Here is a 15475-nt window from a genome sequence, read left to right on the forward strand (position 1 = left end):
CCGGTCATCTCCTCTCGATCTTGATCTCCCGCTTCGTGGGGACTATCTTGCGCAGGATCTGTCTCAGCGTGTAGTCGTCTATCTGCTGGTTTATCCTGCCCGACTGGACCAGCATGATGAGCTGGTTCTCGACGGATTCCACGACATCTGGGCGTGTCATGCGCAGATTCGCGAGCCGTTCCCTCGCCTCCGGCGTCAGCAACTGCCGCATGAGCATCTGCTTCTGCGCGTCCTGCTGCTTCGTCTGCTCCTGGGCCATGGCCTCCTGCTGCGCCCTCATCTGGAGTTCCTGCAGTTTCCTCTGCCTCAGAGCATCTAGCTCTTCCTGTTCAGCCATGTCCGCCCACTCAGAGGTACTTCGTGAGTTCAGGGTTCTGCGCCGCCATGTCCTTCAAGATCTGTGTAGACATCTGGTCTATCATCTTCCTGGCCTTGGCGGTCACGTCCCTGCCTCCGTCCTTTTGTTTCTGAACCAGCTGGCTCTTCTCCAGCTGCTGGACAGTCATACGTGATATCGATCTGGAGCCGCGGACCGCCTTGTTCGGCTTAGAGCCTCTGTCCGCCCTGCCCCCGTACATCGCCGCCAGTCTGGTCGTCCCGACCGGACCTTCGATGTATATCTTCCTCAGGACCGCGGCTGTTCGGGTGTGCCACCAATCGTTGTTGACAGGGCTCTTCTCCCTGTGCCTGCCGGTCTTGACAAAGGCTGCCCAGTCGGGCGGAGCGATCGTCTCGATCTTCTTCAGCTCATCCGCTATCTTCGGGATGAGCTTTTCAGCGGGCACATCGTACGCGGTAGCCATTGAGATTCCTCAGTCAAATGCGACTTTTCAATCGGCTGGATTGGTGCCACCAAGGGTGGCAAATCGCGGATAAGATGCTACTCGTATTTAAATGCTTCTCGGCTAGAGAGCAGGCCAGGAATGCACCCAGATTGTTGCATCATGGCACAAACGCATGCCTGTCGGAAGGGGAAGAGTATTTTGTCCGGATGGTCCTTCTGCAGCCCCGATGATGACTGTCGTGGGCATAACAGGGGCCTCAGGGACCATCTACGGAGTGCGCCTCCTGGAGAGGCTCCCAGGGAGGAGGGCCGTGATCATCTCCTCAGATGCTTCCAAGATAGCCAGAATAGAGCTGGGCATGTCGAAGAGAAGCATCGAGGCACGGGCGGACGTTCGTTATGGGAACGACGACATGCACTCCCCTCTTGCATCTGGCTCGGTGAGATTCGATTCCATGGTGATAGCTCCGTGCAGCACATCGACCATGTCCAAGATCGCGTGCGGAATCGCAGACAACCTAATCACCAGAGTCGCAGCAGTCGCACTCAAGGAGCGCCGGAAGCTCGTGCTGCTGACCAGGGAAACCCCCCTGTCGAGCATCCATCTGTCCAACATGGAACGGCTGTCCCTAGCGGGTGCGACCATCATGCCCGCGAGCCCTGCATTCTATCCCATGCCCAAGGACGTAGACGACATGGTGAACTTCGTGGTCGGCCGCGTATTGGATGAGCTGGGCATGGACAACGACCTTTACATGAGATGGTCTGGCGCCGCCGACAAGACTACTGGTAATCGTGGATCTCGTCGAACTCATCGCTGATTGATTTGAACTGGTCCTGAGCAACCGTCTTCTTGTTGATGGACAGGATTATCGTGGACCGATGGATGGCCGCAAGGTCGTTCAGCCTCTTCACAAAGGCCAGCACCTTGTCGAACCCGTTCATCTCTATCAACGATTCGATGCCGTCCAGAAGCACTCCGGCCTCCTTTGTGGTCATGAGGAATGTTGAGACGAGCTCCATCGAGTCACCGTCTAGGTTCTTCGGGTTAACGTTGTCAATGTCCGTCGAGCTCTCGGACAGCCATTTGACCTGCACATTGCCGAGGTCGTACTCGGAGCGTATCTTGCCCGGGAACTGGACTGTGAGGCACATGGTGGGCCGTTCCGAGAGTGACATCACTCGGATCATCATGAAGGCGTTCCTCGGGTCCTCGTCCACGACCAGGTAGTTCTTCCCTGCTTTGATCTCCTCCTGGAACGCCCCGCACTTGGCGCACTGGATGGAGTACGGGTCCGCTCTCCCTGAGTAGAGGAAGGTCTCACCGCAGGACCTGCATTGGATCGACCTTGTGCGCTGCGGGAACAACATCTCCCCGCAGGACGGGCAGGTCTGCACCTTCTCCGCGCATTCGACGTGCATCGTGAAGCCACAATTGCACTGGAATATCTCCAGTCCGGCCTCTATCGGCTTGTAGCATACCTTGCACAATATCTCCCCCTCGCCCTCCTCCGGCTGTATGAGGGCTTGCTTGACCTCGATTATCGATTCATCAGGTATCGAGATGGCTGCCTTGTTGTAGATTCCTTTGGAGAAGAAATACTCCCCTATTATTGCCACTGGCACCAACAGGTAGAGGTAGGCGGCATAGAACATCGCGCTTTTTGAGACGAACGAGAACAGGAACGGGAAAAGGTACAGCACGACCAGCACGGCTGCCAGGACGTACGCCGAGATCCTGACAGACATGAGCGGCTTCGCGTACTTTCTGAATTTCCTCGGGTGCAGCTTCGCGAATTTGTCGAAATTCTTCCCTGGCATCCTCAGTATCATCAGGCAGCCTATGAACAGCACAGCGAACGAGATCTGCTGGTTCTCCATTATGGAGAAACTCGAGTATGCTATCTGGTCATCTGCGGTCACCCTTGAGGACACAGGGCCTTCGAATGAGTACCAGATCACGTCCCCGAAAGGCGCCCTCAGCTCGGTGATGTCGCCGTCGGCGATTTCCGGATTGGTGAAGCTTCCTATTACAAAGGAGGTCACCCTGTGCTTCAGGACCAGCGTGCCATTGAACCTGAAGTCGGTGCAGTCGAACACAGCCGCTCCAAAGGCATTGTATGCTCCCTGTGCGGTCTCGATCATCTTCGTGGCGCCCAAGCCTTTGCCCTCGAACCCGATCTTGAACATCACGGGCGCGGTCGAGGACCACTGAGATTGCACAAGGCCGCTCGTGTGACTTGTGATGTATTCCTTGGATTTGGTGGTGAAATTCGTCGCGGACTTGACCGTGATGCCCCAGTACGACTTCCCGACGAGGTAGTGAGACACTCCGTTCACGAAGTCCCTTGTCTCGTTGACGTCCATCCACTGGTCGCCGTTCTTATCGAATCCGCGGAAGATCGCTAGACGCAGAACTGACGCAGCGTTCCCAGTGTACGTTATCTCGGCACTGCCAGTCCCGCTCAGATCTCCCAATCCGGAAATGACCATCTTGGAATCCACATGCATCGCATCTCCCGTGACCGGTTGAGATGAGACACTAGGGGCATTGAGGGTGATTACCATCACAGCTATGACAAAGACCGACAAAAGAGCTGTCTTGCGTCGCATAGTACCAGGTGATGATATCTGGTCAGCCTTGTCTTAATGATTTCGTGACTTTTCCTCGCGCCTGACACGTTGCAGCCTGCCCGGGGCATACCAGTTCCACTTCTCCAGCAGGAGCATGATCGCCGGGACCAGGTAGATCCTGAGGATCATTGCGTCGAGAAGGATGGCGAATGCCAGACCGAACCCGAACTCCCTCAGCAAAACAGTCGTGGACAGCATCATGGATCCGAATGCACCAGCCATCACCAATCCGCAGGCAGTGATGATGCCCCCCGTGCGCTCCACAGCGGTCGTGATGGCCTTCGCGTCGCTCTTGCCCTTCAAGACCTCCTCCCTTATCCTCGTCGTTAGGAATATGTCGTAGTCCATGCCGAGGCCCATCGCGACCACGAACAGAATCAAAGGCATCATCCAGAGCACAGGACTGCCGTACCCGTACTGGAAGATGAGCATGGTCATTGCTATGGTCCATGTAACGTTCAGCAGAACAGTCATTATCAGCCTGAACGGGATCAGCAGCGAGCCAAGGACAAGCATCAGGACGATGTATATCCCCACCAGGACGACTATCCTCATCGTCAGGAAGTCGTGAGACACCGTCCCGGAAACATCCAACATGCTCGCGGTGGACCCGCCGACGAGGACTGTTGCGCTGTCGTGGAAGATATCGGTCTTCGCTTGCGAGTTCAGCGACCTGATATCGTCTATCGAATGGATCGAGTTCGTTGTGAATGGCTCGTCCTGTAGGACGACGGTCAACATGACTGTCCGGTTGTCTCTGCCGATTGTGTTGGCAATGGCCATCTCATAAGTCGCTAGTTCGACGGGGGGGAGCGACTGGAGATACGTGTTGTTCACCGGCTCCCCGAAAGGCCTCGTAGGCCCGGAGACCGTCCTTATGTTGCTATGACCGCCTACTAATGATGAATACTGCTCGAGCTGCGAGCCAGCCGTGAGATCCAGAGAGCCGTTAGAGTCGCGTATCGATTGGTCGAATTGGATCACTATGTAGGTGGGCATTATCGTGCCCTCTCCGAAACCGGACCCCAGGGCGTCGATGCCTCTCTTGCTCTCGGCGTTTGGCAAGCTGGCCATGAAATCGTAGCTCGGCTCGAGCGCGAAATAGAAATAGACGGCCGGCACCGAGATGACGAGAGCGGCCAACACGATCGCCTTCGAGTGTTTCAACGAGAACTCAACGCTCTTCCTGAAGTAGCCTCCGCCTCTCTCATCAAGAGCCTTCGCCCTCTCAGTCGCCTTGGCCATCGTGTTTGGCCAGAACACCCTGTCCCCGAAGAACATCAGCAGCGACGGCAACATGGTGAGAGCAAACAGCAGCGTAATTCCTATGGCAACCACGAGAGCCATGCCCATGGACCGAATCATGCTGTACTCGCTTATCATGAGCGAGCCGAACCCTATCATGACCGTGGCCCCGCTCGTCGCAATGCTCTCGCCTGCCCACATGAGGCTGGTCTTGACAGATTCCTCCTTGGACCTTCCTGCGACGCGCTCCTCCCTGTATCGGGACATGATGAAAATGCAGTAGTCAGTGCCCGCACCGAGCATCACGACTAGTATGAGCATGGTCACGCTGTAGTGAATCGCCATCACATATGTGCCTAGAATGTAGATGACAGCCGTGGTGACGAGGTAGGCCATGCCTATGGTGATCAACGGGATCCAAGGACTGATGAGCGACCTGAAGAACAGGCCGACCAGAAGAACGACTAGGATCACAGTTACCGGGTCGACCCTGCTCGTGTCCTGAGCGACCGCGTCCATGGTGTCGACCTCGAGCGCCGCGTCGCCGCTCACGAAAACCTCGTAGCCAGAACCGATGACGTTCAGCTCCTGCTTCACGAGGTCGCGGATGTCCCTGACATCGTTTTGCGCTTCGTGGGACGAGCCGGCGACCGAGAGCGAAACCGCCATCAGCATGGTAGTGTTAGCGGTTCCCGAGATGGGGTCAGTGTTTATGAACCGCGAAATGAAGACCTTCGGGATTCTGATGGGGATCTGGTCGATTGTGTAGTTGAATACCGCCCCGTGGGCGAGGGCCGTGATGCCAGCCGCCGATGGGTGCGGTCCAAGGTTCCAGATCTCCGACACGAATGTTGCGTTTGCCTCGATCTGGGCGGATGTCAAGTTGATGACGAATCCCTCCAGCATAGCCTCCTGTTGCTGAGTCGTCATGAGACGGTAGAATTGCACACTGAACGAGTGGGCGACCATGATGGCGAACTCACTCGTCTGGCCAGGGATCGAGCTGAAGTACGAGTCTGCCGCGGCGACGATGGTCGTCTGCAACTCCGCAGAGACGTTCGTGTGTGTGACCAACCATGCAGCATAGAATGTCTGGTTGGCATAGCCAATCACGAAATCGATCATCGTGGCGTCCATTCCGTTGGAGAGCAGCTGCGCCGTCAGGCCCTGGATGGTCAGGTTTCTCGCCTCATCATCAGTGTAGCCGACCGCAGTCAGCTGCAGATGGCTGTCGACGATATCGAGCGGCACCTTGTAGACTATCTGCACGATCTGGCCGACCTGGTCATGCAGATCGTACATCCCGGGACCGCTCTGTGCAACAACACCAGCTATGTATGACTCAAGGACGCTGTACACGTAATCCACGCTGATGACTCCTTGGATCGCGCCATCCTGACGGATGTCGTTGTAAAGATTGGTCGAGAATTCCCGTGCCTGGGGAGATGTCACATCCGAGTTCTGGATCACGATCGTGATGGTGCTATTCGCGATCTGGCCAGGGAATTTCTCATCGATGAGATTCTGGGCTTGGATGGCCTCGAGCTTGTTCAGACCGACTTCTGTCTCGGTGTACATGACGACATCGTTTATCTTGAAGATCAGAGGGAAGGCGTAGAAAAGGAGGACGAGCCAGACGACTATGACAAACTTGTAGTGTTTGATGATGAAATCGGCTAGCTTGTTGAACATTAACCAATCACCAGAGTCACGGAAAGTGGAGGAACTGAGGGATGTAGAATCGGGAATATGCTCTCGGTCTATATGTTTTTCGATATGACTCTCGCGGCAACTACGCGCCTCATTCCAAGTACACTGCCGGCCGGCCAGGTTTCGCGAACCTCGCCTTCCCCTTCGGGTCTACCCTAGCGGGATCGTCCGCGGAGAACACTTCGACCCGACACGAGAACTCCGTCTCCAAGAACGATTTCGCATTGCTTAGAACAGCGAGCTCGTCCACAACCACGGACATGAGGTTTCTGCCATCGGCAGATGTCTTTGTCAGCTCAGCCACCACTTCTTTCGCGAATGCTGGTATCTCCTTCTTCGCGTCAGGCCCCTGCGCCTTCGCCATGCTGGTCTTTATGAGCGACGATATGTCCGACTTACCTCTGGGCTGAGAAAGCGCCGCCGCCAGCAATTCCTGCTTCCAGATCGGAGCCGTCATCACGATGATACGCTTCGGCTTGATCTCGGTCACCTTCAAGATCTCGGCAACGTCCGACAACAGGGACTCGAGCAGCCGCTCCTTGGCCTCCTCAATCGCAGACGCCGCCCCTATGACAGGCGATCCGAGCTGCACCTGAGAAACGAACGGCTTCTTTCCGAGCGCTTGCCACATCTCCTCTGCGACATGCGGAGTGACAGGAGCCATCAGCGGTACCCATTTCTCGAGGGCGCCCAGAATCACGGCCCTGTTCTTTCCGCCCCTCCTCAGGTACCATCTGAAATCCTGCGGCATCTCGAAGTAAACGTCGTTCGAATATGACCTAAGGTCATAGTCCTCCATGTACCCATGGATTCTCGCCAGCCTGGCCTCCATCCTTGCAAGGAGCCAAGCATCGATATCAGTTGGTTCGCCTTCATTGACGGACATGAGCTCCTGCGACATCTTCCAGAGACGTTCGAGCCGGTCCCTGTATCCCTCAACCTTCTCATCCTCCCAAGCGACGTCGACGTACAGGGAGGCGATGTGGGCGTAGAACAACCTCATGGCGTCGACGCCGAACCTCTCGGCTGCATCGGGTATCGGCTGCGCTCCCCCCTTTGACTTGGATATCTTGCCGCCGGTTGCGGTGATGTACCAGTTCACCAGTATGCCCCGGGGCCAATGCTGAGGGCGCAGGACAGCAACATGGTTCATCAAGAACACGGGGAAGTGCACGGTCATATGCTCCTTTCCTCCGAGGTTGATGTCCAGCGGATACCAGTATTCGAACTCCGCTCTGATCGACTCTAGGACTTGTCTGGAGAAACCTGATTTCTCTGAGACAGAGTTGGCGTCACCCTTGCCCAGCAGAACATAGTCGAAGAACGCTTCGTCCATGCCATCAGGCTTGATCAGGCCCTCGTTCGCATATCTAGATATCACATAGTACACAGGATATAGCGTGCTGTCCGCGATTGCCTCGACGATCCACTTCTGATCGAAAGGAAATCTGGTGCCGAGCCAGTTCCCCATGCGCACGCATGCCCGCTCCCGATACCATTCCAGGACGCCCTGTATGTTCTCGTAGTATTCTTTGGGAAGGATCTTCATAGCCCGCGCGTGCTCTTTTGAACGTGCTGTGAGCGCTGGATTGGAGTAGTCAATGAACCACTGGTCGGGGATCTTCTTGATGAATACCTTCTCTCCGCACCTGCACAGGACCTCCTCTGACAGGTCGTGGAAGAGGTCTGCCTGGCCTTTTGCGAGCATCTCCTGACGCATGACGTCCTTGGCTCGCTCGACCGGCTGGCCTGCGAACTCGCCGCAGGACTTGTTCATGACTCCTTTGTGGAAGCCGCTCTTGTAGACCTCCTTCGTCGCCTCGTCGAGCTTCGGGTCCGTCAGTGAGTCGATGCCCATCCTCTTGGTGATCTCGACGGCCGGCAGAGGACCCCAGCCAGGAGTATCTATGATGGGTGTCGGTCTGGCATGCTCCATCATCTCGTCCGTTATTCCGTATCGAGATCGCGTGGCGTTGTCCCTCGAGAGTTCTACGAGGCCGATCCAGTCGACTGGGGCATCGGAGGGCACGCTCATGACAAGCCCTGACCCCACGTTGGGGTCGCACAGGGTGGATGGGAATATGGGGATCATCTTCCCGGTGTACGGCGCCCTGCACCGCTTGCCCATCAACGACGCGCCATTGGCAGAGCCTATGATCTCGACTCTGTCCCTCTGGTACCCGAGCTTCTCAGCCGCCTGCCTGCTTACGACCCAGATCTCTCCGTCCACCCGTGCGTCTACGTATTCTACCTCAGGGTTGACCCAGAAGTTCGTAAGGCCGAATACCGTCTCGGGCCTCAGGGTTGCGGCCACCAGCTTCCGGCCGTCCTCGAAGTCGAACTTCAGCATAGAGTACTCAAGAACCTCTGCGTTCCCGCCCTTCGAGATGTCGGTCTCGGAGGCGTCTATGGCCACCGGACCGTGCTCGATGCACGCGGCCGCGAAGTACGGCTTCTGTATGAGCAGGCCTTCGGCCATCAGTTTGCGCATCTGCCACTCGATGAACTTGGAGTAGTCAGGGTAAATCGTGCAAGTGAACCTGCGCCAGTCGGACATGAATCCGAAACGCTTCCAATAATCATTCACGTAGACGCCGTTGAAGAATCTGACAACCTCTTGCGGATCAGCCAGCAATCTGATCTTGAGTTCTGAGCAACCGTTCGCGCTGAGCATCTCGATCGTCGCCGGATCCCGCCTCTCGACCTTCTTCGCGAAGCTGATGGCTCCGTTGCCAGTCGCGTGCGTTCCCATCGGGAAGAGGACGGAGTGCCCGGTCATCATCTTGTACCGCACGATCGCATCGGAGAAGGTGTACCCGCGCATGTGGCCGACGTGCAGGTATCCGGTCACACCTGGGTATGCGAATATCATGAAGAACTTCTTCTTGCTGGGGTCAGGGGTGGACTCGTTTATCTTGGCATCGTACCACGCCTTTCGCCATTTGGCCTCTATGTCGGAGAAGTTGAGAGCCATCTTGCACAGCCAGCTACAACACTGAATACCTGTGACTAATAAAAGGTTTCTCGATGGCAGACTCATCTCACAACGAGGTCTCTGCTCCGCATCACTGAGACCGCCGGACCCACAGTCGCGATGACTACGCCTGCCAGGCTTGTCATGATGCCGGCGAGGACAAACTTGTCAGCTTCTCCCCCGAAGCGCTCCTTATCGACTGAGAGGGGCACACCTGATCCGTCGTGCAATCCTCTGACATTCGTCTGAGAGAAAGAAGCGACTGTTACGAGGAAACCGGTAATGAAGAGCGCGATCCCTACTAATACCATCAGAAAGCGAGCTTTTGGCGCTCTGCTAGCCCCCAACCTGATCTTGCGATCTGCTGCCATAACTTGAGGATGCCCCAGCTGAAGGATGCAGGAGAGCGCACCCTTGGATAAACCTTCCTGCACGGATTCGGGCGTGTGCGCGATAGCCCTAGAACATCGCCCAGAGCCCCTTGACGGGCATATTCGACGACCGAGCCAGTATAGCGAGTATGACAATTGCCGACGAAATGAGACATTTTACATATTAATATATACCTTCGGCTGACATATGTTCCTTTTGCGTCAACAAATCGGGATGGGATGCACACATGTCCGACCCTTTGGAGAGCGAACGGATAACAATTCGGCTCGATGCCGAGGACCTCAAAATGATCGACGATTTCATCGCCGACAGCAACGAGTTCTCCAACAGGTCGCAACTGGCCCGTGCAGCCGTTCGCGCGTACATAGAAATGCGCGCGGGCGGCTCTGAAGGGACGAACAGCAAGCCGAACGAGATCGTGGTGGTTCTTCCGTCGCTTGTGCTTGACACAATCAAGCAGCTCGTGGCGGAAGGAGTGTACAGCTCGATTTCAGAGGCTGTAGCCGATTCGGCGCGTCATGAGTTCCTACACGAGGAGCACGTGGAAGGGCTCAAGAAGGACGCGAACAAGCAGGGAACCGGCTTTAAGCTCGTCCCCGGAGCATAGGCACCGTTTGTGGGCGCCCTGGGTGGAAAGGAGGGGACTCTGATAGGGGGTCTTCTCTCGACTGGCCAGGGAGAGGACGGAGGCCAAAGGGATGACGACGGAAAGGAGCAGGACGGAAGAGATAATCAATGCGATAGGGACCAGCCTCGGTGAGCCGACAGTCGCAGTAGTCGGCTGCGGAGGAGCTGGTTCGAACATCGTCCACGGGATCTACTGGAAGTCCAACCGTGTTGAGACCGTGGCTGTGAACACTGACGAGGAACACCTCAGAAAGGTTGACGCCCACAAGAAGATCCTGATCGGGAAGGATGTCTCCTTCGGACGGGACGCGGGCGGGTTTCCCGAGATAGGGGAGCACTGCGCCGACAAGGCTAGGAATGTCATCAAAGAGGCGATCAAGGGATACGACATCGTCTTCGTCGTCGCGGGCATGGGTGGCGGAACGGGCACAGGCGTTGCCCCAGTCGTCGCGAGCGTCGCACGCGAGATGAACGCAATCACATTCGCGCTGCCAATACTACCATTCGACATCGAGGGCGAGGCACGGAGAAAGACGGCAAATGAAGGGGTCGCCAAGCTGAAGGACCAGGCGAACTTCACCATCGTCCTAGACAACAACAAGCTCATGAGCATCGGCTCGGAACTCCCGATGGCCGAGGCGCTCAAGGTAGTTGATAGGAGCGTATTGAGAATCGTGGACTCGGTGTGCCACCAGACGAGTTCGTACGTCAGCAGCATGATGGAGGACATCATGGGCTACGGCGAAGAACTGGCTGAGCCAGCACCTGAGCCGCCGGCGGAGATGAGGGAGACCCAGTTGGTGCACGCCGACCTGGACCCGATGTTCAGTGGGTTTGGCCCGAGCATGTTCGGGTGAGCCTGGGAAGCAACTCGCCATAAAGCTGACGCCCATAGAGTCTGACCGGAACAAGGGCCTCCGTGGCTCGAAGTGCGTCGGCTTGAAACCATTTCCTTCCAATTCTCAAAGCGATTCGGACGGCGAGGCAAATCATTTCTAACAGATAACGACCTCATGTGACCCGTGAGAGTAGGCTTCGTCGTGAATCCGATAGCCGGCATGGGAGGCTCTGTCGGACTGAAGGGCACCGATGGGGATGACATCCTCAGGGAGGCGGAGAAGAGAGGCGCAAAGAGGCTCTCTCCGGAGAGGGCGAAGAAGGCGCTCGCAGGCTTTAGCTCCAGGAAGGTACACGTCGAGTTCTTGACCTGTTCTGGAGACATGGGCAAGTCCGAGCTCGATTCAGTAGGCATACCAGCGGAGGTCGTGTTCGAGCCGGGCGCGGTGACAACTCGTCAAGATACGGCCAGAGCCGTCAGGGAGTTTGTCAAACGCGATGTGGATCTCATTCTGTTCGCAGGGGGCGACGGCACTGCTAGAGACATTCTCGAGATTGCCGGTCAGAAGGTGCCCATCGTCGGCATACCGACAGGGGTGAAGATGCATTCGGCAGTGTTCGCGTACACGCCCGAGGATGTGGTCGACCTTGTGCGGACTTACGAGGACAGACGGTCGACCAAGGATGCAGATGTGATGGATGTCGACGAGGAGAGCTTCAGAGCTGGAAGGCTGAGAGCGAAGCTGTTCGGCGTCGCCAGAGTGCCCGATGACCCTGTCCACATGCAATCAGGCAAGGCTGTCTACCATTCAGGGAGCGCAGAGGACGAGCTCGTTGAGCTCGGTCAGTACGTTGCGGAGACGATGGAGAAAGGGGTGATGTACGTCCTGGGTCCAGGAAGCACGACCGAGGCGGTCACCAAACACCTCGGTCTGAAGAAGACCCTTCTAGGTGTTGATGTCGTTCTCGACTTCAAGATGATCCTACGCGATGCCTCGGAGATGGACCTCCTTGAACTCTTGGCGGACCAAAGAGCTGCGAAGATACTGGTCTCACCCATCGGCTCTCAGGGATTGTTCTTTGGACGTGGGAACCAACAGCTATCCCCCAGCGTGATCAGAGCGGTCGGGCGAGACAATGTGACCATCATCTCCACACCATCTAAGTTGAAGGGGACCCCGGTTCTGAGATCGGATACAGGGGATTCTGAGCTCGACTTGGAGTTCAAGGGGCGGATCAAGGTCATCACTGGCTACAAACGCAGGAAGCTGGTGACTGTGGAATAGAGCCGCCTTTCAGGTCCCTGACGATTCCTTGAGAAGCAGCATGATCCAGTTGTCGTCCACTATCTTCTGCATAGAGGAGATCTCCGGCTCCGTCAAATGCTGGAACCTCCCCTGGACCTTCAGGTAGTCCACGATAGGCAGTCCCTTGCCCTTCCTCGTGATGTGCACCTTTCCCTCGTCTATCTCGTAGAGAGGAAACACTCTGGCGTCCACGGCTAGCCTGGCAATCTCGACGCTCAGGGACGGGTTCGTCTTCCAGCCAGGCGGACAGGGAGACAGAGCGTGAATGAACTTGAAGCCCTTGGTCCTCTTCGCCTTCTCGATCTTCTTGACGAAGTCCTCTGGGAAAGCCGGTGACACGGTTGCAGCATACGGTATCTTGTGTGCCTGCATGATCGCCATGATGTCCTTCTTGGATTCGTGCTTGAACCCGTGGCTCGTCCCCACGGGCGTGGTTGTGGTCCACGCGCCCCAGGGGGTGGAGCCGCTCCTCTGTATGCCGGTGTTCATGTAGGCCTCGTTGTCGTACATGACGTAAATCGCGTCCGTGCGCCTCTCGGCTGCACCCGACAACGCCTGGAGGCCAATGTCGACAGTCCCACCGTCCCCAGCGAATCCGACGACGGTGACATCCTCGACGCCTTTCACATCCAGAGCTGCCCTCAGCCCAGAGATGGCTGCGCCCGTGGCTTCGAACGCACAGTAGAGCAATGGCACCTTGAGGCAGTTGCTGGGCCAGTATCCCGGCATGACAGCCCAACAGCAAGCGGGGATTGTCACTATCGTTCGCTCGCCCAAAGCCTTGAGCATGTATCTCATCACGAGATTGGCTCCGCATCCGGGGCAGCCAGTGCTCCCGGGATAGGCGAACTCCTCGACTGGAATGGTGGTCTTGGTCATCATCGCCACCTCCTCGGCAACCCCGCTACATCGACCCATTCGACCTCGTCCTCCGCGCCGCGCTTTGATACGACCAGCATGTCCTCGAAGATCTTCTCCAGTATCTTCGGAGTTATGTCCCTTCCTCCCAACCCTGCGATGTAGTTCTTGACGACCGGGCGTTTCTGGCACGAGTAGATGGACGACTTGACCTCGGTGAACATCGCTCCCGCCGCCCCAAATGTGAAGCTCCTGTCGAGGACCGCGATCCCCTCGGTCTTTCCAGCCAGTGAACGGAACTCCTCGTGCGGGAACGGTCTGAATGCCCGGATCCTCGCAAGCCCGACGCGCATGCCTTTCGCACGCATTGCGTCGACGACATCCATCGCGGTTGCTGCGACCGAGCCAGCTGCCGCCATGATCACATCTGCATCGGCGCACTTGTACAGATCGAGCAGACCCCCGTGCTCTCTACCGAAGATGTGCTTGAACTCCTGCTCGACCCTTAGGATTCTCTCGCGGGCCTCCTTCATTCCCAGCATGGCCTTGTACCTGAACTCCATGTACTGGTCGGGTTTGACAAGGGAGCCGAAACCCATTGGTTTTCCCACCTCTATCTTGAGCTCGGGTGAATAGGCTGGCAAAAAGGAGTCGACCAGGGCCTGTTCAGGCACATCGACGGGTTCGGATGTGTGCGAGAGTATGAACGCGTCCTCCACTATCATCGCCGGGAGCATCACGCCGCTGGTCTCGCATATCTTGTAGGCCATGATGATTGTGTCGAGCACCTCCTGGTTGCTTCTGCAGAAGAACTGGAGCCAACCAGTGTCCCTCTGGGCGACCGTGTCCATGTGATCCGCCCAGACGTTCCACGGAGGGGCCATAGCCCGGCTGACGTTGGTCATGACTATAGGGAGCCGCGCCCCGGATGCCCACATCAGGACCTCGTGCATGAGCGTGAGCCCTTGCGAGCTTGTCGCAGTGTACGTCCTGGCTCCCGCTGTCTGGGCAGCGATGCATGCGGCCATCGCGCTGTGCTCACTCTCGACCGGGATGAACTTCGCCTTCAGTTCCCCGCTGGACACGAATTCCGCCAGCTTCTCCACGATCGAGGTCTGGGGCGTTATTGGGTATGCCGCAATGACCTCGGCCCTTGCCAGCTTCGCGCCGTACGCGGACGCGTAGTTGCCGGTCATGACCATCCTCATTGTTCACCCTCCTTGACCATGATGATGCACTTGGACGGGCACTCGAAGGCGCATATCCCGCAGCCCTTGCAGTACCTGAGATCGACGATCGGCTCGCCGTCCACGAGAGTTATGGCTGCATCTGGGCAGAACTTCCAGCAGATCGTGCACTTCTTGCACTTCTCCTTGTCCACGACCGGCTTGACCACCCTCCAGAGGCCAGTGATGTTCATTGTACTCGGAGTGTCCGAAATCGGCGTCAGGGTGATCTCTTCATGACTCTTGGTCATATTGTTGCCTCGACCGTTCGCTGGTACGCTTCCTTCGCAGCGGCCACGTTCTCCTCTTCCTTGACTGGGGCCTCCTCTCGGATGCTGTCGAGGATCGCCTCCAGGCTGACTGTATCGCACATTCTAGCGAACCCTCCCATGATGGCCGTGTTTACGATCGGTGCCGTCTGAGAGCCAATCCCGTGGGACGCAGCGACCGACGTTGCGTCGATGACGAAATACTTGAACCTGGGCGGAAGGTTCTCCAGCTTCTTCCCCTCCGGATAGTTGATAAGTACGCGGCCCTCCGGTTTCAGTCCTTCGAGAATGTCCACACCTCTCAACAGAGAATTGTCGAGCACGACCACGTAGTCAGGTTCGTAGATGCTGGACTTGATTCGTATCGGCTTGTCATCTATGCGCGCGTATGCGGTCACCGGGGCGCCCCGGCGCTCGACGCCGAAGAATGGGAATGCGGAAACCTCGAACCCCATCTTGAACGCTGCCTTCGCCAGGACCTCAGAGGCGATGACCACCCCTTGGCCACCTCTCCCATGGAACCTGACTTCCATCAATGGAAACACCGATTGACGCGATAGAAGGTCTGACATATTAAGTGTTGACCAACCTACCATGCGTGGTGAAGGTTG

Annotated in this window: 14 protein-coding genes; 4 read left to right on the forward strand and 10 right to left on the reverse strand. The window is 56.8% G+C overall.

What is annotated here, in order from left to right:
* Positions 1–4: 4 nt before the first annotated feature.
* Positions 5–337, reverse strand: a complete 333-nt coding sequence (locus KJ653_06270; protein MBU0685432.1) for a DNA-binding protein — start codon at positions 335–337, stop codon at positions 5–7.
* Positions 338–347: 10 nt separating this feature from the next.
* Positions 348–803, reverse strand: coding sequence for a 30S ribosomal protein S19e (locus KJ653_06275; GenBank protein ID MBU0685433.1), 456 nt, complete (start codon positions 801–803; stop codon positions 348–350).
* Between the two features lie 208 nt (positions 804–1011).
* Between KJ653_06275 and KJ653_06280 the strand changes: the two genes are divergently transcribed.
* Entirely contained in the window at positions 1012–1605 is a 594-nt protein-coding gene (locus KJ653_06280) for a UbiX family flavin prenyltransferase (protein ID MBU0685434.1), read from the forward strand.
* Here the strand turns inward: KJ653_06280 and KJ653_06285 are convergent.
* The 4 genes from KJ653_06285 to KJ653_06300 form a co-directional block, all read right to left on the reverse strand.
* Positions 1568–3397 (reverse strand): DUF835 domain-containing protein, encoded by a 1830-nt coding sequence (locus KJ653_06285; protein ID MBU0685435.1) that lies wholly within the window; start codon positions 3395–3397, stop codon positions 1568–1570. The two genes, KJ653_06280 and KJ653_06285, sit on opposite strands and share 38 nt — an antisense overlap.
* A gap of 33 nt (positions 3398–3430) precedes the next feature.
* Positions 3431–6355 carry an MMPL family transporter gene (locus KJ653_06290; GenBank protein ID MBU0685436.1) on the reverse strand — a complete coding sequence of 975 codons (2925 nt, stop codon included), beginning with the start codon at positions 6353–6355 and terminating at the stop codon, positions 3431–3433.
* 109 nt (positions 6356–6464) lie between these two features.
* A complete protein-coding gene (leuS, locus tag KJ653_06295) occupies positions 6465–9347 on the reverse strand; it encodes a leucine--tRNA ligase (protein MBU0685437.1) in 2883 nt (960 codons plus the stop codon).
* A gap of 62 nt (positions 9348–9409) precedes the next feature.
* A complete protein-coding gene (locus KJ653_06300; GenBank protein MBU0685438.1) occupies positions 9410–9658 on the reverse strand; it encodes a hypothetical protein in 249 nt (82 codons plus the stop codon).
* Between the two features lie 308 nt (positions 9659–9966).
* On the opposite strand from KJ653_06300, the gene KJ653_06305 reads away from it, so the two are divergent.
* From KJ653_06305 to KJ653_06315, 3 genes are all read left to right on the forward strand, one after another.
* Entirely contained in the window at positions 9967–10347 is a 381-nt protein-coding gene (locus tag KJ653_06305) for a ribbon-helix-helix domain-containing protein (GenBank protein MBU0685439.1), read from the forward strand.
* Positions 10348–10438: 91 nt separating this feature from the next.
* A complete protein-coding gene (locus KJ653_06310; protein ID MBU0685440.1) occupies positions 10439–11224 on the forward strand; it encodes a hypothetical protein in 786 nt (261 codons plus the stop codon).
* Between the two features lie 165 nt (positions 11225–11389).
* The gene (locus KJ653_06315; GenBank protein MBU0685441.1) at positions 11390–12490 is read left to right on the forward strand and encodes an ATP-NAD kinase family protein; all 1101 of its coding nucleotides are present in this window, start codon (positions 11390–11392) and stop codon (positions 12488–12490) included.
* Positions 12491–12499: 9 nt separating this feature from the next.
* Here the strand turns inward: KJ653_06315 and KJ653_06320 are convergent, their stop codons facing one another.
* Genes KJ653_06320 through KJ653_06335 form a run of 4 tightly spaced genes read right to left on the reverse strand, consistent with a single transcriptional unit; the run spans position 12500 to position 15400 of the window.
* Complete coding sequence (locus tag KJ653_06320; GenBank protein MBU0685442.1) at positions 12500–13390, reverse strand: 3-methyl-2-oxobutanoate dehydrogenase subunit beta; 891 nt, start codon at positions 13388–13390, stop codon at positions 12500–12502.
* Positions 13390–14577 (reverse strand): pyruvate ferredoxin oxidoreductase, encoded by a 1188-nt coding sequence (porA, locus tag KJ653_06325; GenBank protein MBU0685443.1) that lies wholly within the window; start codon positions 14575–14577, stop codon positions 13390–13392. The genes KJ653_06320 and porA overlap by 1 nt, the downstream gene beginning before the upstream one ends.
* On the reverse strand, positions 14574–14846 hold the full coding sequence (locus tag KJ653_06330) for a 4Fe-4S binding protein (protein MBU0685444.1): 273 nt from the start codon (positions 14844–14846) through the stop codon (positions 14574–14576). The genes porA and KJ653_06330 overlap by 4 nt, the downstream gene beginning before the upstream one ends.
* Positions 14843–15400, reverse strand: coding sequence for a 2-oxoacid:acceptor oxidoreductase family protein (locus KJ653_06335; protein ID MBU0685445.1), 558 nt, complete (start codon positions 15398–15400; stop codon positions 14843–14845). The genes KJ653_06330 and KJ653_06335 overlap by 4 nt, the downstream gene beginning before the upstream one ends.
* Positions 15401–15475 lie beyond the last annotated feature (75 nt).

It is taken from the genome of Candidatus Thermoplasmatota archaeon, from assembly GCA_018814355.1.
Lineage (GTDB): Archaea > Thermoplasmatota > Thermoplasmata > UBA10834 > UBA10834 > COMBO-56-21.

Excerpts from the sequence above, each read along its gene's own strand:
- KJ653_06270 (MBU0685432.1), bottom strand. The coding sequence starts at position 337 with ATGGCTGAACAGGAAGAGCTAGATGCTCTGAGGCAGAGGAAACTGCAG.
- KJ653_06275 (MBU0685433.1), bottom strand. The coding sequence starts at position 803 with ATGGCTACCGCGTACGATGTGCCCGCTGAAAAGCTCATCCCGAAGATA.
- KJ653_06280 (MBU0685434.1), top strand. The coding sequence starts at position 1,012 with ATGATGACTGTCGTGGGCATAACAGGGGCCTCAGGGACCATCTACGGA.
- KJ653_06285 (MBU0685435.1), bottom strand. The coding sequence starts at position 3,397 with ATGCGACGCAAGACAGCTCTTTTGTCGGTCTTTGTCATAGCTGTGATG.
- KJ653_06290 (MBU0685436.1), bottom strand. The coding sequence starts at position 6,355 with ATGTTCAACAAGCTAGCCGATTTCATCATCAAACACTACAAGTTTGTC.
- leuS (MBU0685437.1), bottom strand. The coding sequence starts at position 9,347 with ATGGCTCTCAACTTCTCCGACATAGAGGCCAAATGGCGAAAGGCGTGG.
- KJ653_06300 (MBU0685438.1), bottom strand. The coding sequence starts at position 9,658 with ATGGTATTAGTAGGGATCGCGCTCTTCATTACCGGTTTCCTCGTAACA.
- KJ653_06305 (MBU0685439.1), top strand. The coding sequence starts at position 9,967 with ATGTCCGACCCTTTGGAGAGCGAACGGATAACAATTCGGCTCGATGCC.
- KJ653_06310 (MBU0685440.1), top strand. The coding sequence starts at position 10,439 with ATGACGACGGAAAGGAGCAGGACGGAAGAGATAATCAATGCGATAGGG.
- KJ653_06320 (MBU0685442.1), bottom strand. The coding sequence starts at position 13,390 with ATGACCAAGACCACCATTCCAGTCGAGGAGTTCGCCTATCCCGGGAGC.
- porA (MBU0685443.1), bottom strand. The coding sequence starts at position 14,577 with ATGAGGATGGTCATGACCGGCAACTACGCGTCCGCGTACGGCGCGAAG.
- KJ653_06330 (MBU0685444.1), bottom strand. The coding sequence starts at position 14,846 with ATGACCAAGAGTCATGAAGAGATCACCCTGACGCCGATTTCGGACACT.